Origin of the sequence: Myxococcus dinghuensis, from assembly GCF_024198235.1 — a bacterium.
GTDB lineage: Bacteria > Myxococcota > Myxococcia > Myxococcales > Myxococcaceae > Myxococcus > Myxococcus dinghuensis.
In genome coordinates, this window is the sequence record NZ_JAKCFB010000001.1 from 129,160 (window position 1) to 149,391 (window position 20,232).

Below are 20,232 nucleotides of genomic sequence, written 5' to 3' on the forward strand. Positions count from 1 at the left end.
ACCGATGTCCCTCATCGCCCAGCTCGACCACCTCGTCCTGACCTGCGTCGACGTGGAGGCCACCACACGCTTCTACACGCAGATTCTGCGCATGCGGCTGGAGACCTTCGGCGAGAACCGGCTGGCCTTCCGGTTCGGCGAGCAGAAGCTCAACGTCCATGTGCGTGGCCGTGAGATTCGCCCGCATGCGCACCTTCCCGTGCCGGGCGCCCTGGACCTGTGCTTCATCACCACCGTTCCCCTCGACCAGGTCATCGAACACCTGAAGGCCTGCTCATGGCCCATCGTCGAGGGGCCGGTGGAGAGGACCGGGGCGACGGGGAGGCTGCGCTCGGTCTACCTCCGAGACCCCGACCTGAACCTCGTCGAACTCTCCGAGCGCATCGACTGATGCCTCCGCCAGGGTGAAGTGGCGCTGCAATGATTTGACTGGCGCGAAGGCAGCGTCAGCGCCGCTCCAGCCTCCGGCAATCTCAGACAACGAGAGCGCAGTCTCTGGGATGTGGGTCCCGCACTCCAACGTGAAGTCCTCTCCAGAAGGGCTTTTGTTTGTCTGGGAGTCCATGTCATGAGGGCCGCGCGTCGACGGTTCCTCCTGATGTGAGGGAATGGTCCCTCCCGGCGGGCCCGTCTCGCTCGGGAGGGGACACATGCATCTGGGATTGAAGCGTTGGAGCGGTGTCGTGCTGGCGCTCGCGCTGGCGGTGGTGCTGGGCATGCCGGCGGAGTCGGGGGCGGACCTGCCCTATCCGACGCGCAGCGCATACCGCATCAAGAGCATCCAGCCGGACTTCTGGACCAACTTTGACGAAGTCGCGGGCAACAACACGGGCGGCGTGGTCATGAACCTGGTCTGGCTGGCCTGGGAGCCGGAGGTGAAGCTGCCGCCCTGTTCCGCCGGACAGGTGGAGTACGGCGGGCGCTGTTTCACGGTGGATGTCCGGACGGATAACGCCATCCGTGATTGGACGGCGCGCGGGTTGGTGGTGACGGCGGTGGTGTACGGCGTGCCGGCCTGGGCGCGCACGGGGCGCGTCTGCACTCCGACCACGCCGGACTTCGCCATGTTCTGCGCGCCGAACGACCCGGCGGACTATGGCCGCTTCGTCGGCATGCTGGCCAAGCGCTATGACGGCCTCGGCGGCAACGGCCGCATCGCGGACTTCGTCATCCACAACGAGGTCAACGCCAACGAGTGGTTCGACATCGGCTGTGGCCAGGGCGCGGGCGCGTGCAACGTCACCGCGTGGCTGGACACGTACGCCGCCAACTACAACGCCGCCTACGACCAGGTGATGACCTGGCAGCCCTCCGCGAAGGTGCTCATCCCCCTGACGCACCACTTCGGCTCGCACTTCGACTTCCCGGCCATCGACAGCCCGATCCTCTCCGGCGAGACGTTCCTGACCGGCTTCGCGGCGCGCGTGGGCTCGCGCGCGTGGCGCGTGGCCTATCACCCGTACGCGCCGGACCTGTTCAAGCCGCAGTTCTCCGCGCTCGACTATCCGCACGTGACCTACGGGAACATCGGCATCCTGGCGGGCTGGCTGCGCAAGACGTTCCCGTCGCGGCCGCACACGTGGGAGATCCAGTTGACGGAGAGCGGCGTCCACTCGGCCTCGCCCCAGTCCTCGGAGAGCGCGCAGCAGGCGGCCATCTGCGACTCCTTCCGCAACGTGCTGGGGACGCCCGGCATCGAGAACTACATCTACCACCGGCTGGTGGACAACACGATGGAGGCCGGGCTGATGCTGGGGTTGCGCCGCGTGGACGGCAGCCCGAAGCCTTCGTGGGGGACCTGGGCGCTGGCCAACCGCAACGACCTGAACCCGCCCCAACTGTCGTGCGGCTTCGAGAACCTGCCGTACACGCGGCTGCAACGCAGCTACCACACCACGAAGGGCCACTGGGTGTCGTCGCGGCTCCCGCCCCCGGGCTTCACGTCGGAGGGCTCGGTTCGCCTGTGGCGTGACCCGGTCGCGGGCACCCGCCTGCTGTACGAGTGCCGGGTGGGCGACCACAACCTCATCAGCCCGGATGTGAACTGCGAGGGCCAGATGGCCATGGGCCCGGTGGGCTACATCCACACCTCGCAGGTGGCGGGCTCGGCGCCGCTCTACCGCTGCCGCACCACCTCCGGACTGGACCACTTCGTCTCCCCCGCCGCCAACTGCGAGGGACACGTCACGGAGCAGCTCCTGGGCTACGCCTTCCCGTGAGCTTTCGGGGCGGACGGCCTCAGCGCTCGACGATGTCCTCGTCGACGAGGTACTCGGACGCGTCGACGATGGACCGCGTCGTCCAGCCCCGGTTCGCCCCGCCGCCGTCCGTCGAGCAGTCTCCGTCGGTGTGGATGCCCACCACGTAGCCCTGACGGTTGAGCACGCCCGCGCCGGAGCTGCTCACCAGCGTGTCCAGGTCCGTGTAGTAGAGGCGCTGGTTGCAGGAGTCGAGGAACCGTCCCTCGGCGATGACCTTGGGATGTCCACGGGGGTGCTGGATGATGGCCAGCCTCTCCGTGGGCACCGTGGACAGCAGGGTCGGGGTGACGGCGGGGAGCGTGTCCGGCGCGATGAGCGCGTAGTCCGGCGACTCCGACCGCTCGATGACGGTCCCCTCCGTCACCAGCTCGTCACCGTCCGGGTCCTCCTCGAAGTTGAACACCAGCACCGAGCGGTCCCCGAGCCCCACGCAGTGGCCCGCGGTGAGCACCACGGGGCCCGCGCTCGCCTCGATGAGCGTGCCGGTGCACCGCCCGTCGATGAAGACGACGGCGTCCTCCCGGTCCACGACGTCCGCGAACAGGCCGGTGTAGCGGTTGACAGGGGTGAACTCGAGCGTCGGGCCACACTGGGCCTGGCCGCTCACTTCCGGAAGCTCCGGCTCCTCACAGACCTGGGGAGCCGGGGGCACCGCGTCCTCGCCACAGGCCACGAGGACCAGGAGCGCGGTGCCCGCCAACCGCGCGCCCCACGAGGTCAGAACGGATTCATGGGGCACGCGGGTCCTCTCAGTACAGGTAGTTCAGCGCGGTGATGTCGCTGCTGGTGAAGTTACCCGTCTCCGTGGAGCGGAAGCACGAGTTCATGATGGAGCCGCCCACGGTCGCCGTGTTGGGCGTGCCGGGGATGAGGATGGCGCCCACGCCGGCCGTGCCCTCGTTGGTCGCCGAGCCGCCGCAGCTGATGGCGCGGTTGTAGTAGTCCGAGTGACGGAAGCCGATGCAGTGACCGATCTCGTGGGTGATGACGTGCTCGGCCACGGCCGCGCTGTAGCTGCTCAGGCCCGTGCCGATGTTGATGGTGCCGTAGGGCTGCCCGCCGGAGGGGAAGCCCGCGGAGCCGCCCGCGCCCGTCGTGGTCGCGGCGGTGATGTTCGCGTTGCAGCCCGTGGTGGGGCCGCGCGCGAAGGTCAGCACCAGACCGCGCTGGTTGTAGTTCAGGATGGCGGCGTCCAGGCCCGCGCTCAGGCGCGCGTTGGCGTTGAAGGCCGACGTGGGGTTGATGCAGATCTTCTTCGTGCCGGTGACCAGGTTGGTCGTGCGGTACTGCTCCTGGGTCACCAGGTCCGTCTGCAGCATCTCGCGCGAGGCCTCGAGCGTCACGTGGCTGTCGCGGCCCACGTACACCTGGCCATCCGCCTCCATGATGTCGTTGAGGGGGAAGCCCGCCTCGACCAGGTTGGAGATGATCTCCTCGTTCTGGCTCTGCGGCGCGGAGTCGTTTCCGCAACCGGCCATCAGCGCGCCACAGCTCACCGCGAGGACTGCCGCTCTCTTGAACATTTGAGTTTCCTCTGATGCAACGGGGGGACACGCCGCCGCCTGACCTTCCATCAGCCGCGGACGGCGTGCCGGGCCTGTGAGCAACTGTCGGGCCATTCCCAGTTCAAGAGAGGGAAACCTAGCTTTAAAAGAAAGGCCTGGAGTGTCCGTGCTCCAGGTGGGGGTGCCCGCTCGTAAAGGGACGTGACAGCGGGCGCGGTAAGCGGCTGGTTTGACGGTGCTTTCGGCCCATCGAGGGGGGCGCCTGGATTTTGGACAGGGGGTGTCTTTGAATCAGTCAATTGCCCTGGGGTCGTGGATACCCGCGATGAGACAGGGCCCGGCGCGCGCCTGCGCGTGAACGAATGTTCGGCTCGCCGCCGTGCGTTGGCGTCGATGCTCGCGACGCGGTGCGCATGTTTCACCGTGAGCCAAGGAATACGAACGCCACGGATCGTCCCAGCGCCGTTCGCGCGGAGAGTGATGACGGGCGTCGCGCTGGCAGTGCCAGCGGTGGGCGGGGACGGAGGCGCGCGTGGGTGAAACATCGAGACGGATGATACATGCGCCGCCACGGCCCGGTGGCACGTCGCCTGCTCCGGCCCGGGCGGGGGCCTCGGCGCCGCTCCGGGCGGGCCCGCTCCCCGCGCGAGCCCGGCATCCGGGGCACGCGTCCTGGCGCGGGGTGCTATAGGGGGCGCTGGGGCGCGGCGTCGTGCCTCAGAGGGGGAGTTCAAGGAAATGTCGGAGCGGCAGATCGAGATGTTCTGGCGGTGCTCGAGTTGCGACCATCGCAACCTGGGCCGCCACATGGTGTGCCAGCACTGCAAGAGCGCGAAGGACGGCAGCGAGCGGTACGAAATGCCGGAGGACACGGCCTCCGCGGCGACGGTGACGGACGAGGCGCTGCTGCGCATGGCGCTGGCGGGCCCCAACTGGCGCTGCGCCTACTGCGACAGCGACCAGCGGGCATTGGACGGTAGCTGCCGGAACTGCGGCGCCTCCGTCCCCCCGCTGCCGGACCCCGGGCCGGCCTCGGCTGACTCGCCCGAGGGCGCGGAGTCGTTGTGGGGCAAGCTCAAGCGCCGACGCGGGTGCACCGCGCTGGTGCTCCTCGTCGTGTTCTTCGGGTGCTGCTGCCCCTGCCTGATGAACTCGTCGGGCTCGAAGACGACTGAGCCGACGGAGCAGGCCGCGGCGAGGAACGGACCGGAGTGGTCCCGCAAGCTCACCGTCCGCGAGGTGTCCTGGGCCCACACGGTGACGGTGGACCGCTACCAGCTCGTCGACGAGGAGGGCTTCGCGGAGGACCGTCCCGCGAAGGCCCTCCAGGTCCAGTCCCGGGGCAAGCGCCACCACCATGACGAGCAGGTGCTGGTGGGCCACGAGACCGTCTACTTCACCGAGAGCGTCCAGCGAGGCTACGACTCCGAGAGCTACACGGAGCGCGAGGCGTGCGGCGAGGACTGCCAGACGACCCCCGAGAAGTGCAAGGAGACGTGTACGAGCAACCGCAACGGCTTCGCCACCTGCAAGACCACCTGCACCGGAGGCGGGAGGAGCTGCACGACGCGCTACTGCTCGGTGCGCAAGACGCGCAAGGTGCCGCGCTACGTCGACGAGCGCCGCTCGCGCCAGGAGCCTCGCTATCGGACCGAGGCCCACTCCGCGACGTGGTTCGGTTGGAAGGAGTGGCAGTGGAAGTTCGACCGCAAGGTGAACGCGACCGGCGCGACGCTCGAGACACGCTGGCCGACGGAGGCCGAGCTGCGGCCCGTCAAGCCCCTGGCCAAGGGTGAGCGGGAGCGCAGCGAGCGCGGCGGGACCTACCGCGTGGTGCTGAAGGACGACGCGCATCCCCCGGTCGACTATGCCCCGGCGACGTTGGAGGAGTTCCAGCGCTTCTCCCCGGGCAGCGTCCACGTCGTCGAGAAGACGGGCGACACCATCACCGTCATCGCCCCGAAGCCGCCGGAGCCCGCACCGGCACCAGCACCGGCGCCCGCCCAGGTGGCCCCTGCGCCCGCCACCACGTCACCCGCGCCCGCCCAGACGCCCGCGCCCGCCCAGGCGCCCATGCCCGTGAAGGCGCCCGTGCCCGCGAAGGCGCAGGCTCCCGCGCGCTCCGCCGTGCCGGCGAAGTAGCGCGGCCTCGCTCCTGACGACGAGCCCCGGGGCGCCTGTCGGGTGCCCCGGGGCTTTGTCTTTCCGCGCCCCGGCCGCCAGGCGCCGGTGATTCCTCGTGGCGCGTTCGGGGGATGCGGGCTGATGCTCGGCAGCCGACACTCGCGCCGCGGCCTCGACGACCCGCGATGTCAGCGCTTCGCGCGGTGAAAGGCATCCGTGGCGGCGTCCCGCTGGACGTGACCTGATGCGTCTTTGAAAACCAGTCGTCCGGGTGATTCGCCTGGGTGAGACGCGGGATGCATGTCATTGCGTGCCGCGGGGCGCGCGCTGGCGGAGCTGTCCTGGCAGGTTGGTGCTCGCGTTCAATCCCTGGCCAGGGTCACTCGTGACGGACGTCGTGTCATGGACGAATTCCTGGATATACGGTTTGAAGTCCAGGGTCGGTTCGATAGACAAATGCGCACCGTCAATCGCTGCTCGCGCGGCGGTCGCGGGCGTGTCCCGGGAAGACAAATCCTTGCGTCATCAAAGGGCGCTGTTCCGAGCGCGCCCTCGAGCTCGTCGTCTGCCCTGTTCGTCCCGAGGTGTATCACCCGCAGTCAGGAGGCAGCATGAACAAACGCAATGATGACAGAACGTCCGGAGCAGGCCCCGAGCAGTCCGTTCGCACGGGGACGGTACAGCCTCGCGTGGGACGCGCGAAGCAGGTCCGCAGGCTCCGGGAGAAGAGCACCCTGGCGGTGCGTGCGGCCGCGCCGACCGCGTCGACCAAGGGCGCGGAGACCCGTCTGCCCAGGCAGGGCCGGCTGCGTCAGCTCAAGGCGACGAAGCAACTCGCCACGAAGCTGACGGCGGTCCAGGGCGGCTCGTCCGCGTCCAACGGGGTGACGCTCGCCAAGCCGATGCAACTGCGCCAGTTCAGCGCGCGCAAGAGCATCAAGCTCGCCCGGAGCGCCGCGCTGGTCGGCGGCGGTGACGCGGGCGACAAGCAGTCGCTGGGCCGCACCGCCCAGGTCCGCCAGTCGGGCGCGAAGAAGCAGGTCGCGAGGAAGGACCAGGAGTCCTAGCTCCGCCGCGCGTTGAAGCCGAGTCACCGGGGCCGCATGGACGCCGGGGTGGCGCCCATGCGGTCCCCTTCCGAAGCCTTCCGCCCATTCCGCTTCAGAGGACGCGAATCCCATGCACCACACCGAACAGGCGCTCGCCGCAGCGATGCAGGAAGTGGAGGGAGGCTCCATCGGCTACCTCCCCGTCTCGCCCCTGGAGTTGCTGCGGGAGCGGGTGCTCTCCGCCGTGGAGCACGTGCCCTTCTACCGCGAGCTCTACGCCCCCTTCGGTCCTGTCCCCTCGGGGGCTGGGTTCCTCGCGTGGTTCGAGCGGCTGCCCGTCGTCAGCAAGTCCCAGCTCCAGGCTGCCGGAGAGCACCGCATCCTCAGCTCCCGCTACAAGGCGTCGGAGCTGATCCGCCGTCCGACCAGCGGGAGCACCGGCGTGCCCTTCTCCCTGCTGCTGGACGGTCGCGTCTTCGCGTTCCGCAAGTGGCGCTTCCAGCGCCCGCATCACCACCTCGTGTCGAACGAGCCGGAGAAGCTGACCTATCTCTTCCCCTGGGACTTCGTGGTCCGCACGCCCCAGGAGGAGCGGAAGCTGGCATCGACGAGCGCCCAGGGCGAGGCCTCTTCCCCCGGGGCAGGGGTGCGCACGGAGGTGCGCGAGCCCAAGGACCACACCCAGCGCTTCACCGCCCTGCCCAAGAGGGCGAAGCGGCAAGGCTCCGACTCACCTCCCATGGAGACGAAGACCCAGGGGGCGCAGAAGGCCTATACGGTCAACTCGCTGCTGCCTCCCCCGGAGCTCTACGAGGCGCTGGAGGAGCTGGCGCCGGAGAGCCTGGTCGGCTTCGCGAGCGTCGTCGCCGCGCTGGCCCGCTGGATGGGGAAGGAGGGCCTGCGGCTGCCCTCCATCCGCCAGGTCTGGACCACGTCGGAGGTGCTGCCCCTGGATGGCGCGGAGGCCATCCGCCAGGTCTTGGATTGCGAACCGCTGAAGATCTACGCGAGCAACGAGTTCGGCTTCATGGCGTGGCAGGCGGAGAAGGACGCCCCGCTGCACGCCGAGTCCGACCGCCTGCATCTGGAGTTCCTCCGGCGGGAGGGCACAGGGGCGGCGAGGCCCGGCGAGCTGTCACGGCTGGTGGTGACGGACCTGTTGAACGACACCATGCCGCTCCTCCGCTACGACATCGGGGACGTGGCGCGCCCCTGCGCGCCCGTCGCCGTGACCACCACGCTCGCGTGCGCGACGTTGGATGGCCTGGAGGGGAAGGAGGCGGACCTGCTCCAGCCTCCGGATGGCCGCTCCGTCACGACGTTCCAGGTCCTGGGGGCCATCAAGGACCACCTGCCGCACGCGCAGTACCGCTTCATCGGCCTGTCCCCGGCGCGGTACGTGATGCAGTACGTGCCGGGCGTGGGCTTCGAGCCCGCGAACGTGGAGCCGACCACCGCCCGGCTGCGGGAAATCCTGGGGGAGGGCGTGGAGGTGCTCACCCATCGCGCGGAGGCCATCCGGCGGGAGCCCTCCGGGAAGCTGCGGCCCGTGGTCAACCTCGACCGGGTCGCGGTCGGTGTCCGGCGCAAGCTCGCGGAGCAGCTCGGGGTGCTCCACCTGCTGGCGCTCGACGGCGGGGAGGTGGCCCGGAGGGTGGTCGGCGCCGCGCTCGCCCGGGTGCTTCCGGCGTTCAAGGCGACGGGCGAACCGGACGAGTCGTTGGAGCTGTACGCGGACCTGGCCATCAGCTCCCTCCAGTTCGTGCAACTGCTGGCCACCCTGGAGAAGGAGCTGTCGAGGGAGATCGACGACGAGGACCTGCTCGACGCGGAGCTGGTCACCGTGGGCGACCTGGTCCGCTTCGTCGAGGGCCTCACCCGCGCGTAGGTCGGCGCCGTCTCCCGAGGAGTGAACGTCATGTCGAAAGCCCAGGTGACCTCCGTCCCGAAGCACTGGTGCAACTTCCTCTTCGACTTCCCCCGGTACGCCGAGCACGACGTGCCCAAGGCCGCGGCCCTGCTGGAGTCGGGGGCTCGGCGCGTGAGCGTCGTTCCCCAGCAGCCGCTCTCGCTGGTGACGCAGTCCCACAGCACCCGCGAGCCGTACCACGAGATTCCGGAGCGGCTGCTGGAGCTGTATTCCCAGTACCGGCCCACGCCGCTGCGCAGGGCGCGCGAGCTGGAGCGCCGCCTGGGGGCCAACGCCCGCATCTACTACAAGTACGAAGGGCTCAACGTGTCGGGTAGCCACAAGCTCAACTCCGCGCTGGCGCAGGCCTACTACTACGCGCGGGCCGGCATCGAGGAGCTGGTCACCGGCACGGGCGCGGGTCAGTGGGGCACGGCGCTGGCCCACGCGTGCAGGCTGTTCGGGCTGCGCTGCACGGTGTTCATGGTGGGCGCGAGCCTCCGCCAGAAGCCCCAGCGCCGCGCGATGATGGAGCTGTTCGGCGCCACCGTCCACGAGAGCCCCAGCGACGCGACGGAGGTCGGCCGGAAGGCGGCGCAGCGGGACCCGGGCCGGGTGGGGAGCCTGGCCATCGCCACCGGCGAGGCGCTGGAGGTCGCCCACGGCGGCAAGCGCGTGCGCTTCGCCGTGGGCAGCGGGGAGAACTGCGTGTTGCTGCACCAGACGCTCATCGGCAGCGAGGCCGTCGAGCAGATGGGCGCGCTCGGGGAGTTCCCGGACCATGTCGTCGCGTGCATGGGGGCCGGCAGCAACTTCGGGGGCGTGGGGTTGCCCTTCCTGCGCGCGGCGCGCGAGCGGGAGCGCTCCGTGCGCCTGCTGGCCGTGGAGCCCGCGGCATGCCCCAAGCTCACCCGGGGCGTCTACGCGCTCGACGTCAACGACTTCTCCGGGACCACGCCCATCAACCGGATGTACACGCTGGGCAGTCACTACATCGCGCCTCCCATCTTCGCGGGCGGGCTGCGCTACCACGGGACGTCCGCCTTCCTCAGCGCGATGCTCGCGGACAAGGGCTTCGACGCCATGGCCGTGCCCCAGCGCGAGGCGCTCTCGGCCGGGCTGCTCTTCGCGGAGTGCGAGGGCCTGTTGCCCGCGCCCGAGTCCGCCCATGCCATCGCGGGAGCGCTCGACCTGGCGCGGCGTGCCCCCGAGGAGGGCCCGCCACGCGTCATCCTCGTCAACATCAGCGGTCACGGGCTGTTCGACCTGAGCGCCTACGAGCGCCTGCGCGCCGACACCCTCGAGCCGGATTCCCCGAACGAGGCGCTCCTGTCGGAGAGCCTTCGCCACGTCCAGGAGTTCAACACGCGCGTCGCCGCGGCGGCCCGCTGACGCCCCCTCTCACCCAGGAGTCGGTCATGGAAGGCGAGGTCCTCCCGGCGGAGACGCCGGAGTTTCAGGCGGCGCGGACGTTCGGCCAGTCCCTGGGGGCGCCCCGTCCGGGGGCCGACGCGCAGGCGTGGTTCCGGGAGTCCTGGCGCAAGGCGGCGGGCTTCGGCCTCCTCGAGCTGCTCATCCCCGAGGGCGCCCTGGACGTGGAGACGGCGCTCTGCGTCCTGGAGGGGGTGGGCATGGGCTGCAAGGGGGGCGGCTTCCCCCTGGGGCTGGGCGCGCACTGCTTCGCGTTCTGCTCGGCGGTGCTGCGCTTCGGCGACGAGGCGCAACGGCGGCTGCTCCCGTCGCTGCGGGACGGCACCGCGATTGGCGCGCTCGCGGCCACGGAGCCGGGCTCGGGTTCGGACGTCATGTCGCTGCGGACGCGGTACCGGGCCGAAGGAGAGGGTTTCCTCCTGCGCGGCGACAAGTGCTTCATCACCAACGCGCGCGAGGCGGACTGGTTCCTGGTGCTCGCCACGCGGGACCCGCGTCTGCACTACCGGGGCATCAGCGCGTTCCTGGTTCCGCGCGACACGCCCGGGGTGCACGTGGGGCTGGATGAGCCGCGCCTGGGCATGCATGGCTGCTCCGTGGGCTCCGTGGGGCTCGACGAGGTCCGCGTGCCGCGGAGCGCGATGCTGGGTCCTCCCGGAAGGGGGGCGGCGGTGTTCCAGCACGCCCTGTTGTGGGAGCGTGGCCTGTTGGCCGGGTTCCACCTGGGGGTGATGCGCCGGCAGTTCCTCGCGGCGCTCGACTACGCGAAGACGCGCCGGCAGTTCGGGCGCCCCATCGGCGCGAACCAGCAGGTGGGCGCGCGGCTCGTCGACATGTTGACGCGCTACCGCACGTCCGCGCTGCTCGTGCGCGAGACGGCGGCCCGGCTCGCGACGGGCGCGCTGACGGCGGGCGAGGCCAGCCTCACCAAGCTGTACGTGAGCGAGGCGGCCCTCGCCTCCGGGACGGATGCCTTCCGCATCCACGGCGGGATGGGGTTCATGGAGGGCTCGGACGTGGGCGTCGAGCTGCGCGACGCGCTGGGAGGCATCCTCTATTCGGGGACCTCCGAAATCCAGAAGGTCATCATCGCCTCCGAGTTGGGGCTCGCCTGCTGAGAGGGAAGGAAACCGCGATGCATCCAGAGACCCTGTCGACCCTGCTCATGGAGGCCGCGTCCCGGTTCTCCTCCCGGACCGCGCTCATCACCCCGGCGGCGCAGTTGACCTATGGCGCGCTGCTCGAGCGGGCCCTGCGACTGGCGACGTGTCTGGTGGAGACGGGGCTGCGCCCGGGAGGCCGGGTGGCCATCTGCCTGCCGAAGGGGGTCGACCTGTCCGTCGCCATCTTCGGGACGCTGCTCGCCGGTGGCGCCTATGTCCCCATCGACCACGCGACCCCCGCCGCGAGGGCCCGGCTCATCCTGGCGGACGCGGAGCCCGGTCACCTCATCGCCACGCGCCAGGTCGCGGACGCGCTGCTCCGCGGCGAGGGCCGCGCGGGGGAGGGGTCGCCGCGCCAGGAGGTCGTGGTGGCGAAGCTCGCCGCTCCGTGGACCCGGGAGGTGGAGCGCGTGGCGTGGCGCGAGGCGCTCGCCCGGGAGCCGCTGCCCCAGGCGGCGCCCGTCCACGAGCACTCCATCGCCTACATCCTCTACACGTCGGGTTCGACGGGGAAGCCGAAGGGCGTCATCCAGGCCCACCGCGGCGCGGTGGCGTTCGTGGACTGGGGGGCCCGCCACCTCGGCCTCCGGTCGGAGGACGTGTTGTCGCAACACGCCTCGCCGTCGTTCGACCTGACCATCTTCGACTTCTTCGCGTCGGCGCGGGTGGGGGCCGCGCTCGTGCCGGTGCCGGAGTGGCTGTTCGGGCAGGTGGCCCGCACCTGCCGCTTCATCGTGAAGAGCGGCATCACCGTCTGGTATTCGGTGCCCTCCGTCCTGCTGCGTCCGGACGCGGAGTCGCCCCTGCGGGAGCTGGCCGGCTCCGCGCTGCGCCACGTGGTGCTCGCGGGCGAGGTGATTCCCAAGCCGGGGCTCCGGGAGCTGGCGCGGTGGCTCCCCGCGGGGTGCGGGGTGTCGAACTGGTTCGGCCCCACCGAGACGAACGTCTTCACGTTCCACGACATCGGACCGGACGACCTGTCCTCGCCAGGGCCGGTGCCCATCGGGTTGCCATGTCCCTATGCGCGCATCCGCCTGGAGGGGGCGACGCGGGAGGGAGACGAGGGGGAGCTGCTCGTCCACGCCCCCACGGTGATGGAGGGCTATCGCGGGCTGGATGCGCTCACGGCGGAGCGCTTCGTGGCGGCGCCGGAGGGGGGCGCGTTCTACCGGACGGGCGACATCGCCCGCTTCGAGAACGGCCGGCTCGTCTTCCTCGGGCGTCGGGATCGGCTCGTGAAGGTGCGGGGCTACCGCGTCCAGTTGGAGGAGGTCGAGCACGCGCTCCTGGGGCACCCGGCCGTGGTGGAGGCGGCGGCCGTGGTCTTCGAGGAGGGCGGCGTGGAGCAACTGGGCGCGGCCGTCGTCCCGAGCGGAGACGCCGAGGTGACCCTGGATTCGCTGCGCGCCCACTGCGTCGCGCGGCTGGCGCCCTACATGGTGCCGTCGAGGCTGGTGTGTCTGCCGGCGCTGCCCCGGACCCCTCGGGGCAAGGTCGACACCCGGGCCGTGCTGGAGCACGTGGCGCGAGGGGGCGCGCCCGCCGTGGAGCTGTCGTCACCCGCCGTCGAGGGCGTCTGAGCCCAGGGAGCGAGACGATGTTGACACCTCGGTGGGAGGAGGGCCTCGCGGGCCATGAGTTCGAGCACGACGCCCCCGCGCTGGGCCGGAGGAAGGTGGCCTGGGTGCGGGTGCCCTCGCGGCGCGCGCCCGCGGGCGGCTTCCCGGTCTGCTTCCTGCTTCATCCCTTCGGCGGAGACAGGCTCTCCTGGGCCCGTCAGGCGGGGGACTTCCTGGCGCATTTCGGCGAGGAGTGGGCCTTCGTCTTCCCGGAGAGCGGACGGCGCTGGTTCATGAATGATGTCTCCGGTCGGCGCTACGAGGACTACCTCGTGGAGGACCTCCTGCCCGCCGTCCAGGCCTCCTTCCCGGTGTCATGCGACGCGCGGCGACGGCTCGTCGGCGGGTTCTCCATGGGAGGGGCTGGCGCGGTGCACCTCGCGCTGCGCCACCCGGCGCTGTTCCCCCGGGCCTTCGCCATCGCCGGGGCGTTCTTCGCGTCCGAGCGCGAGGGGGACCCCTACGCGGCGCTGCGCGGAGGGGCCTGCATGATGCCGACGCAGCAGGAGCACGAGCGCGTCTGGGGGCCGCCGGGCAGCGAGGTCCGGCGCGTCTACGACACGGGCCGGCTGGTCGAGGCGGCGGCGGGGCAGGGGCTCACGCTGGCCCTGGAGGTGGGGACCGAGGACCATCCCCGCGTGGTGGAGATGAACCGCCGGATGCATCGTCTGCTCGTCACCACGGGGATGTCACATACCTATGACGAATGTCCGGGGGACCACGGTTGGGACTACGCGGCGCGCGCGGCCCCCCGGGTGCTGGGGCGACTGCTCGCGTCCGGGGGGTGACGACGCGGAGGCGGCGGCCGGCAGGGCGCGTGTTCTTTGGGATAGGTGCCCCGCGTGACACTGGCATGGGGACGCCGGGCGTGTTCTAGCGCCGGGCACCATGCGTTCGCAGACCCTCATCGTCCTCATTGGCTTGCTGCTCCTCGTCCCCGTCCGCGCCGTGCAGGCCCGGCCGGTCAGTTCGGAGGCGCAGTTCTGGTACGTGTTGTCGGCGCAGGGCCCCATCGCCGAGCCGTTCCTGTACTACCTGGAGGCGCAGCCGCGCGTCAGCAAGCAGGATGGCCGCGTCATCTTCCGCTCCGCGGGCGGCGTCCGGGCGCTGCACGACCTGTCGTTCTGGCTGGGCTACGCGTGGATTCCCCTCTGGGCCTGGGAGGAGGGAAACCCGTCCCTGCGGCAGGGCGAGAGCCGGCTGTTCCAGCAGGGGCTCTACACCCCCAAGCTCGGCGAGCTGAAGGCCACCGTGCGCGCGCGCTTCGAGCAGCGGTTCCTCCCGGGCACCACCGACGTCTCCCTCCGCACGCGCCTGTTGTTGCGCGGCGCCTATCCCATGGCGTTCGAATCGCGGTTGTCGCTGATTGTCTGGGACGAGGTCTTCTTCCACCTCAACACCGTAGAGGGAGGGCCGCGGACCGGCTTCGACATGAATCGCGCCTTCGTGGGCGCGGGTTGGAAGCTGGGGAAGCACTCCGCGCTCGAGGTCGGCTACCTCAACGTCTACACCCGCCGGCCCACCAAGGAGACGGATCAGCTCATCCACACCCTGTCGGTGGCGACGCCCTTCAACTTCATGTGAGCAGGGGACGGCACGGGCCGCGCGCCCGCCTGCCGGGCCGGGCCGGGTCGGACTGTCGCCAGCCCCTGGGGTGCACACCCTCCATCCAGGGAGGGATTCGATGCGTCTTCCATGGATGGCGGCAGTGGGCGCGTTCGCGCTCTGGAGCGGGGTGGGCCGGGCGGAGGAGCAAGCCCCCACCCGCGTCGACGGCGCGCGCCAGCAGACGGACGACGAGGCCTGCGAGCGTGCCGGCGAAGGGACGGGCGGGAGCGGCTCCTCGGAGTCGGGGTGGTTGAAGGGCGGCCCGACGCCGGACGAGCGGGATTCACCGGGGGACATCGAGCCGCACGACAACCGCGACTTCGACGCCACCACGGGCTCGAACACCGAGGACGACGCCACGGGGGATGCGCTGAAGACGCCCCGTGGTGGCGAGAGGGCGTCCTAGGTCAGGACGAAGTTCGCGTCCGGCTGGAGGGCGGGGGGCAGCGGCTCTCCGGCCAGCTCCAGCACGGCGCGCTCGATGGTGCGCGTCATCGCGTCCAGGGGCAGGTCGTTCGGCTCGGTGCCGAAGGGGTCCTCCAGCTCCGCCGTCACCATGTCGAGCGCGATGAAGGTGTACGACACGAACACGGACATGAGCGGCGTGGACCAGCCCAGGCTGCTGGAGAGCGTGAACGGGAGCAGCAGGCTGTAGAGGTAGACGGTGCGGTGCAGCATCACGCTGTACACGTACGGAATCGGGGTGGAGGCGATGCGCTCGCACCCGCCGATGACCTCCGACAGCCGGTTGAGGTTGTCGTCGAGCGAGGCGACCAGCAGCTCGCCCAGCCGTCCTTCCTGTCGCAGGCGTGAAATCTCCTCCGCCAGTCCTTGGAGCACCTGGGCTGGACGCTCGTTCGCGGTGACCACCTGCTCCCGCACGCCGGGGGGCAGCGTGTCGAGGGGGATGGGGCTGTGCCGCAGTTGGTGGTTGAGCGTCAGGGCCAGGGCGCGGAGCCGATCGCACAGCCGGCGACGCTCGTCCTGGGTGAGCGCGGGGGCGGGCAGGGTGAGCGCCTGCCGCATGAACGAGCGCGAGACGATGAGCAGCGAGCCCCACAGCTTCCGGCCCTCCCAGAAGCGGTCGTAGGCGGTGCTGTTGCGGAAGCCCAGGAAGATGGCCAGGGCCACGCCGAGCAACCCCAGCGGGCCCGGCTCCAGGCGGAAGCGCCAGGGCTCCAGCAACACCGCCACGCACGACACGACCAGGAAGAAGAGGAGGCGGGGGAGGATTCTCGGAACCACCGAGCCCCGCCAGACGAACAGCATCCGGAGCCAGTGGAGACGAGGGCGGACGATCATGCCGCCCCTCTATCACGCCCGGGCCGGCGTCACAGGGACTCGGGGGACAGGATGGCGGACACCGTGGGCACCAGGCCCGCCCGCTCGAAGGCCCGCGTGTCGGCGCGGCTCGAGGCCCCCTTGAAGCCGAAGCTGGAACGGCAGACGCATGGCAGCTTGTCGTCGTACTTCCGCGTCTCGGGGGCCACGTAGGCATTGAAGACGAAGCACATGCACTCGACGAAGGCCTCCGGGTCGCCCATCCGCCCCTTCGTGTACTGGCTCAGGTCGATATGGATGCACGGGTAGTCATTGACGGAGGAGACGCACGTCGTCGACGAACTGCTTGCAGCGCCCCAGGCCGTCCTCCCGCGGCAGCTCGTACAGCAAGCCATTGCCGGTCCACCGCGCGCGCGCGTCCAGGCGGCAGTCCGAGTGTTGGTGGTCGTCGCACAGGTCCTCCATGCACATCTCCGTGAAGTCGGTTTTGACCCGTGTTGGAAGTGTCTGTGTGAGCGTTCCCGTGGGGCGCGGCGGGTGTCTGGATGCGCGCGCAAAATATTCGTGGGATTCCGGTCTCGCGCGTCATCAATAAATTGCGTGTTCATACCCCGAGTGTGGATCTAAAAGGCCACGCCCTTTTCCCGGGCACCTTCACCAAGGGGATGGCAGTGAATCGACGATTGATATTGCTCCTGTCGGGGGTCGCGCTCGCGGCATGCAACGAACCTGGGGCGGACGAGGAGGGGCGCGCGGCGCCCTCCACCCAGGAGCAGGAATTGCCGGGGGACCCGCTGTGCAAGCTGCCCGCGGCGACCAACACGGTGCTCCCGGTGGGGGCGCGGCGTTTCCTGGGGCTGGCGAGCACGCGCACGGGTTCGGCGCTGGCCGCGGGCGACCTCGACGGTGACGGACGCATCGAGCTCGTCATCGGCGCGCCCGCGGTGGCGGGCTCGACGGCGCTGAAGGGCTACGTCCATGTCGTGTCGCTGGCGAGCCCGCTGGACATCAGCCGCTACAGCACGCGTTACGAGGGGGAGGCGGTGGGCAACCGGCTGGGTGGCGCCGTCGCGGTGGGTGACTTCGTCACCGGCGCGCGGCAGGACCTGCTGATGGGGGCGCCCGGGCACACGGCCAGCCAGGGCATCGCGTATCCGGTGGATGGCCTCACGCTGGGCGGCGGCGACAAGCCGTTGAGCGCGACGAACCCGCGGCTGCGGGGGGCGACGACGGCGGAGCAGGCGGGCGCCGCGCTCGCGGTGGGTGACATCAACGGCGACGGCGTGGACGACGTCATCGTCGGCTCGCCCTTCTACGACACGTCCACGACGTACGCGGACACGGGCGCGGTCTACGCCTTCACGGGACCCGTGACGCCATCCTCCAATGGTCAGCTCGGCAGCGCGCCCATCCGCGTGCTGGGAGGCCTGACGCAGGCCAACTACCAGGCGGGCACGTCGGTGGCCGTGGCGGACGTGAACGGCGACGGCATCAAGGACCTCGTCGTCGGCGCGCCCCGCTACGACGTGGGGGCCCTGACGGACGCGGGCGCGGTGTTCGTCTTCTTCGGCCCGGTGTCGGGTCTGCAGACCTTCGCCACGGCGAACCTCGTCCTGACGGGCGCGGTGGCGGGCGAGCTGACGGGCAGCGCGGTGGCCAGCGCGGGTGACCTGGACGGCGACGGCCTGGAGGACCTGCTCATCGGCGCTCCCGCGTCGGGGACGGCCGCGGGCAAGGCCTACGTGGTGTACGGCGGCACGGCGACGGCGTCGCCCTTCTCCCTGGCGGCGCAGCCGCGCTTCACGGGCGTGGCCCAGGACCTCGCGGGGACGGCCCTGCTCGGTCCCGGGGACATCAACGGCGACGGCTTCAAGGACGTGCTCGTCGGCGCGCCGGGCTACTCGTCCAACGCGGGCGCGGTGTACGTGGCTTACGGCGCGGCGACCCGCTTCACGGGGAACGTGTCGCTCGCGACGCTGCCGCGCTACGCGGGCCTGGCGGCGAGCGAGACCGGGCGCGCGTTGGTCGCGCTGGGGGACGTGGACGGGGACGGCTCCGCCGACTTCGCGGTGGGCTCTCCGGGCCTGTCCAGCGCGGGCGCGGCGACCCTGGTGCTCGGCTACGGCCCCCGCACCTGGTACGTGGACAACGACGGCGACGGGGTGGGCACGAGCGTGGGCTCCTCGCGCCAGTGCGGCGAGCCGGCCGCGGGCAGCAAGCGCGCGTTGATCGACGGCGACTGTGACGACACCCGCGCGAACGTCTACCCCGGCGCGGACGAGGTCTGTGAGGCCTCCGCCGAGGAGGAGATCGACAACAACTGTGACGGCCTGAAGGGCGACGACCCGGGGGCCAACCCGGTGAACGTGAAGACGTGGGTCCCGGACAACGACGGCGACCTGTACGTCTACTTCAACGCCGCGCAGCAGAGCTGTGCGCCGCCCGCGAGCTCCGGGTGGATCGACCTCAACACCAGCGTGGGCCTGGAGTGTGACCCCCCGCCCGGGAACCCGGACCCCGGCTTCACCACCGACAACGACCCCACCATCCACCAGTTCGCCCCGGAGGTCTGCGACGGCAAGGACAACAACTGTGACGGCGCCATCGACGAGGACCAGGCGCTCTGGCCGCCGTGGTATCCGGACTCCGACGGGGACGGCTACGGCCGGGACGCCAACGTCGTCCACGCCTGCGCGGCGCCGCCCCAGTACGTGGACAACAAGGCGGACTGCGACGACACGCTGGCCAGCACCCACCCCGGCGCGCTCGAGGTCTGCGACAACCGCGACAACGACTGCGACGGCAGCGTGGACGAGGGCGTGCTGACGACTTACTTCCGGGACGCGGATGGGGATGGCCACGGCGTGCCCACGCAGACCGTCCAGGCCTGCAGCATGCCCGCGGGCTACGCGGCCACCAGCGACGACTGCAACGACACGCCGGGCAACGGCGCGCTCATGTACCCCGGCCGCGCCGAGGTGTGCGACGGGCTGGACAACAACTGCAACTTCGACACGGACGAGGGCGTGAAGTCCGCCTTCTACCTGGACACGGACGGAGACGGTTACGGCAACCCGTATGTCTTCGTGATGGCGTGCACCGCGTCGGGGTACGTGACCAACAACCTGGATTGCGACGACAGCCGGCCGGGGACGCACCCCGGGGCGGCGGAGGTCTGCGACGGCCGCGACAACAACTGCGACGGCCGGGTGGACGAGGGCGTGCTCGGGGAGTGGTATCCCGACGCGGACAATGACGGCGTGGGGACGTCCAACGCGTCGTTCCGGGTGCTCGCGTGCACGGCGCCGTCGGGCTACGTGGCGAGCCACGCGGACTGCAACGACGGCAACGCGACGGTGAAGCCGGGGGCGCCGGAGCTTTGCGACCTGCTGGACAACGACTGCGACGGCGCCGTGGACGAGGGGCTGGCCACGACGAACTGGTACGTGGACGCGGACGGTGACGGCCATGGCCAGTCCAACGGGACGCCCGTGGCGGCCTGCGCCTCCCCGGGGCCGGGCTACGTGAACAACCACACGGACTGCAACGACGCCAACGCCCGCATCAACCCGGCGCAGGTGGAGGTCTGCGAGGTGAGCGGAGCCCAGGTGGACAACAACTGCGACGGGAACACGGAGAACGCCGTCGACGGCACCACGTGGTACCGGGACGCGGATGGCGACGGCTTCGGCGTGAAGACCCTCACGGTGAAGAGCTGCACGCGGCCCGCGGGCTACGTGGCCGTGGAGGGAGACTGCAACGACCTCAACCCGGAGGTGAACCCGGGCATGACGGAGCGCTGCGAGCCGGGGGCGTACGCGGACCAGGTGGACAACGACTGCGACGGGGACCGCAACGACGTGGACCCCGAGCTGCCGGAGAGTTCCGGCGGCGCGCCGCTCTGGTACGGCGACGCCGACAAGGACGGCCACGCGGGCACGGGCTTCCAGCTGCGCTGGTGCACCAACCCCACCAACCTGGTGGACCCCACCACCGGCAACGTGCTGGTCCAGGGCCACTACGTGTCCACGCTGCCGGATGACTGCGACGACACCAACAGGGGCGTCTACAAGCGGGAGATCTGGTACGAGGACCGGGACGGCGACGGCTGCGGCAATCCCGCCGCGGGCCGTGAGTCCTGCGGCTCGCCCGCGGGCTGCGGCTTCCCGTTCGTGCTGAACAACAAGGACACCAGCGACAGCAATCCGGCGGACTGCCGTCCCTGAGCGGGGTGCCCGCGCGCGCGGCCCGCGCCCGCGGGTCGAGGCCCTCCCCGAGAGCA

General features: G+C 70.6%; 17 protein-coding genes. 12 read left to right on the forward strand and 5 right to left on the reverse strand.

Annotated elements, in window-relative coordinates; translation table 11 throughout:
* Positions 1-4: 4 nt before the first annotated feature.
* Entirely contained in the window at positions 5-391 is a 387-nt protein-coding gene (locus tag LZ198_RS00360) for a VOC family protein (protein WP_253969804.1), read from the forward strand.
* A 259-nt stretch (positions 392-650) separates the two neighbouring features.
* Positions 651-2,219 (forward strand): DUF5722 domain-containing protein, encoded by a 1,569-nt coding sequence (locus LZ198_RS00365; RefSeq protein WP_253969805.1) that lies wholly within the window; start codon positions 651-653, stop codon positions 2,217-2,219.
* Between the two features lie 19 nt (positions 2,220-2,238).
* On the opposite strand, the gene LZ198_RS00370 is transcribed toward LZ198_RS00365, so the two are convergent.
* Both LZ198_RS00370 and LZ198_RS00375 read right to left on the reverse strand, forming a co-directional pair.
* Positions 2,239-3,000 carry a trypsin-like serine peptidase gene (locus tag LZ198_RS00370; RefSeq protein WP_253969806.1) on the reverse strand — a complete coding sequence of 254 codons (762 nt, stop codon included), beginning with the start codon at positions 2,998-3,000 and terminating at the stop codon, positions 2,239-2,241.
* A gap of 10 nt (positions 3,001-3,010) precedes the next feature.
* On the reverse strand, positions 3,011-3,784 hold the full coding sequence (locus tag LZ198_RS00375) for a zinc-dependent metalloprotease (protein WP_253969807.1): 774 nt from the start codon (positions 3,782-3,784) through the stop codon (positions 3,011-3,013).
* Positions 3,785-4,504: 720 nt separating this feature from the next.
* Between LZ198_RS00375 and LZ198_RS00380 the strand changes: the two genes are divergently transcribed.
* From LZ198_RS00380 to LZ198_RS00420, 9 genes are all read left to right on the forward strand, one after another.
* Positions 4,505-5,908, forward strand: a complete 1,404-nt coding sequence (locus tag LZ198_RS00380; protein WP_253969808.1) for a hypothetical protein — start codon at positions 4,505-4,507, stop codon at positions 5,906-5,908.
* Between the two features lie 593 nt (positions 5,909-6,501).
* Complete coding sequence (locus LZ198_RS00385; protein ID WP_253969809.1) at positions 6,502-6,957, forward strand: hypothetical protein; 456 nt, start codon at positions 6,502-6,504, stop codon at positions 6,955-6,957.
* A gap of 112 nt (positions 6,958-7,069) precedes the next feature.
* Positions 7,070-8,827 carry a phosphopantetheine-binding protein gene (locus LZ198_RS00390; RefSeq protein WP_253969810.1) on the forward strand — a complete coding sequence of 586 codons (1,758 nt, stop codon included), beginning with the start codon at positions 7,070-7,072 and terminating at the stop codon, positions 8,825-8,827.
* A gap of 30 nt (positions 8,828-8,857) precedes the next feature.
* A complete protein-coding gene (locus LZ198_RS00395; RefSeq protein WP_253969811.1) occupies positions 8,858-10,240 on the forward strand; it encodes a TrpB-like pyridoxal phosphate-dependent enzyme in 1,383 nt (460 codons plus the stop codon).
* 26 nt (positions 10,241-10,266) lie between these two features.
* Positions 10,267-11,397 (forward strand): acyl-CoA dehydrogenase family protein, encoded by a 1,131-nt coding sequence (locus tag LZ198_RS00400; protein WP_253969812.1) that lies wholly within the window; start codon positions 10,267-10,269, stop codon positions 11,395-11,397.
* Positions 11,398-11,414: 17 nt separating this feature from the next.
* Complete coding sequence (locus LZ198_RS00405) at positions 11,415-13,022, forward strand: amino acid adenylation domain-containing protein (RefSeq protein WP_253969813.1); 1,608 nt, start codon at positions 11,415-11,417, stop codon at positions 13,020-13,022.
* A 17-nt stretch (positions 13,023-13,039) separates the two neighbouring features.
* The gene (locus LZ198_RS00410) at positions 13,040-13,849 is read left to right on the forward strand and encodes an alpha/beta hydrolase (protein ID WP_253969814.1); all 810 of its coding nucleotides are present in this window, start codon (positions 13,040-13,042) and stop codon (positions 13,847-13,849) included.
* Positions 13,850-13,949: 100 nt separating this feature from the next.
* Positions 13,950-14,645: a DUF2490 domain-containing protein gene (locus LZ198_RS00415; protein ID WP_253969815.1), complete on the forward strand. Its 696-nt coding sequence runs from the start codon at positions 13,950-13,952 to the stop codon at positions 14,643-14,645.
* 100 nt (positions 14,646-14,745) lie between these two features.
* Positions 14,746-15,075, forward strand: coding sequence for a hypothetical protein (locus LZ198_RS00420; RefSeq protein WP_253969816.1), 330 nt, complete (start codon positions 14,746-14,748; stop codon positions 15,073-15,075).
* Here LZ198_RS00420 and LZ198_RS00425 read toward each other — a convergent pair.
* From LZ198_RS00425 to LZ198_RS00435, 3 genes are read right to left on the reverse strand one after another with little or no spacing between them, the layout of a single operon-like run.
* Positions 15,072-15,971 (reverse strand): bestrophin family protein, encoded by a 900-nt coding sequence (locus LZ198_RS00425; protein WP_253969817.1) that lies wholly within the window; start codon positions 15,969-15,971, stop codon positions 15,072-15,074. The genes LZ198_RS00420 and LZ198_RS00425 overlap by 4 nt on opposite strands.
* A gap of 29 nt (positions 15,972-16,000) precedes the next feature.
* Positions 16,001-16,213, reverse strand: a complete 213-nt coding sequence (locus LZ198_RS00430; RefSeq protein ID WP_253969818.1) for a hypothetical protein — start codon at positions 16,211-16,213, stop codon at positions 16,001-16,003.
* 46 nt (positions 16,214-16,259) lie between these two features.
* Positions 16,260-16,415 carry a hypothetical protein gene (locus LZ198_RS00435; protein WP_253969819.1) on the reverse strand — a complete coding sequence of 52 codons (156 nt, stop codon included), beginning with the start codon at positions 16,413-16,415 and terminating at the stop codon, positions 16,260-16,262.
* Between the two features lie 206 nt (positions 16,416-16,621).
* Here LZ198_RS00435 and LZ198_RS00440 point away from each other — a divergent pair, with 206 nt between their 5' ends.
* Entirely contained in the window at positions 16,622-20,176 is a 3,555-nt protein-coding gene (locus tag LZ198_RS00440) for a MopE-related protein (protein ID WP_253969820.1), read from the forward strand.
* Positions 20,177-20,232 lie beyond the last annotated feature (56 nt).

Excerpts from the sequence above, each read along its gene's own strand:
- LZ198_RS00420 (WP_253969816.1), top strand. The coding sequence starts at position 14,746 with ATGCGTCTTCCATGGATGGCGGCAGTGGGCGCGTTCGCGCTCTGGAGC.
- LZ198_RS00390 (WP_253969810.1), top strand. The coding sequence starts at position 7,070 with ATGCACCACACCGAACAGGCGCTCGCCGCAGCGATGCAGGAAGTGGAG.
- LZ198_RS00425 (WP_253969817.1), bottom strand. The coding sequence starts at position 15,971 with ATGATCGTCCGCCCTCGTCTCCACTGGCTCCGGATGCTGTTCGTCTGG.
- LZ198_RS00410 (WP_253969814.1), top strand. The coding sequence starts at position 13,040 with ATGTTGACACCTCGGTGGGAGGAGGGCCTCGCGGGCCATGAGTTCGAG.
- LZ198_RS00375 (WP_253969807.1), bottom strand. The coding sequence starts at position 3,784 with ATGTTCAAGAGAGCGGCAGTCCTCGCGGTGAGCTGTGGCGCGCTGATG.
- LZ198_RS00415 (WP_253969815.1), top strand. The coding sequence starts at position 13,950 with ATGCGTTCGCAGACCCTCATCGTCCTCATTGGCTTGCTGCTCCTCGTC.
- LZ198_RS00405 (WP_253969813.1), top strand. The coding sequence starts at position 11,415 with ATGCATCCAGAGACCCTGTCGACCCTGCTCATGGAGGCCGCGTCCCGG.
- LZ198_RS00385 (WP_253969809.1), top strand. The coding sequence starts at position 6,502 with ATGAACAAACGCAATGATGACAGAACGTCCGGAGCAGGCCCCGAGCAG.
- LZ198_RS00360 (WP_253969804.1), top strand. The coding sequence starts at position 5 with ATGTCCCTCATCGCCCAGCTCGACCACCTCGTCCTGACCTGCGTCGAC.
- LZ198_RS00400 (WP_253969812.1), top strand. The coding sequence starts at position 10,267 with ATGGAAGGCGAGGTCCTCCCGGCGGAGACGCCGGAGTTTCAGGCGGCG.
- LZ198_RS00435 (WP_253969819.1), bottom strand. The coding sequence starts at position 16,415 with ATGGAGGACCTGTGCGACGACCACCAACACTCGGACTGCCGCCTGGAC.
- LZ198_RS00395 (WP_253969811.1), top strand. The coding sequence starts at position 8,858 with ATGTCGAAAGCCCAGGTGACCTCCGTCCCGAAGCACTGGTGCAACTTC.
- LZ198_RS00430 (WP_253969818.1), bottom strand. The coding sequence starts at position 16,213 with ATGGGCGACCCGGAGGCCTTCGTCGAGTGCATGTGCTTCGTCTTCAAT.
- LZ198_RS00365 (WP_253969805.1), top strand. The coding sequence starts at position 651 with ATGCATCTGGGATTGAAGCGTTGGAGCGGTGTCGTGCTGGCGCTCGCG.
- LZ198_RS00380 (WP_253969808.1), top strand. The coding sequence starts at position 4,505 with ATGTCGGAGCGGCAGATCGAGATGTTCTGGCGGTGCTCGAGTTGCGAC.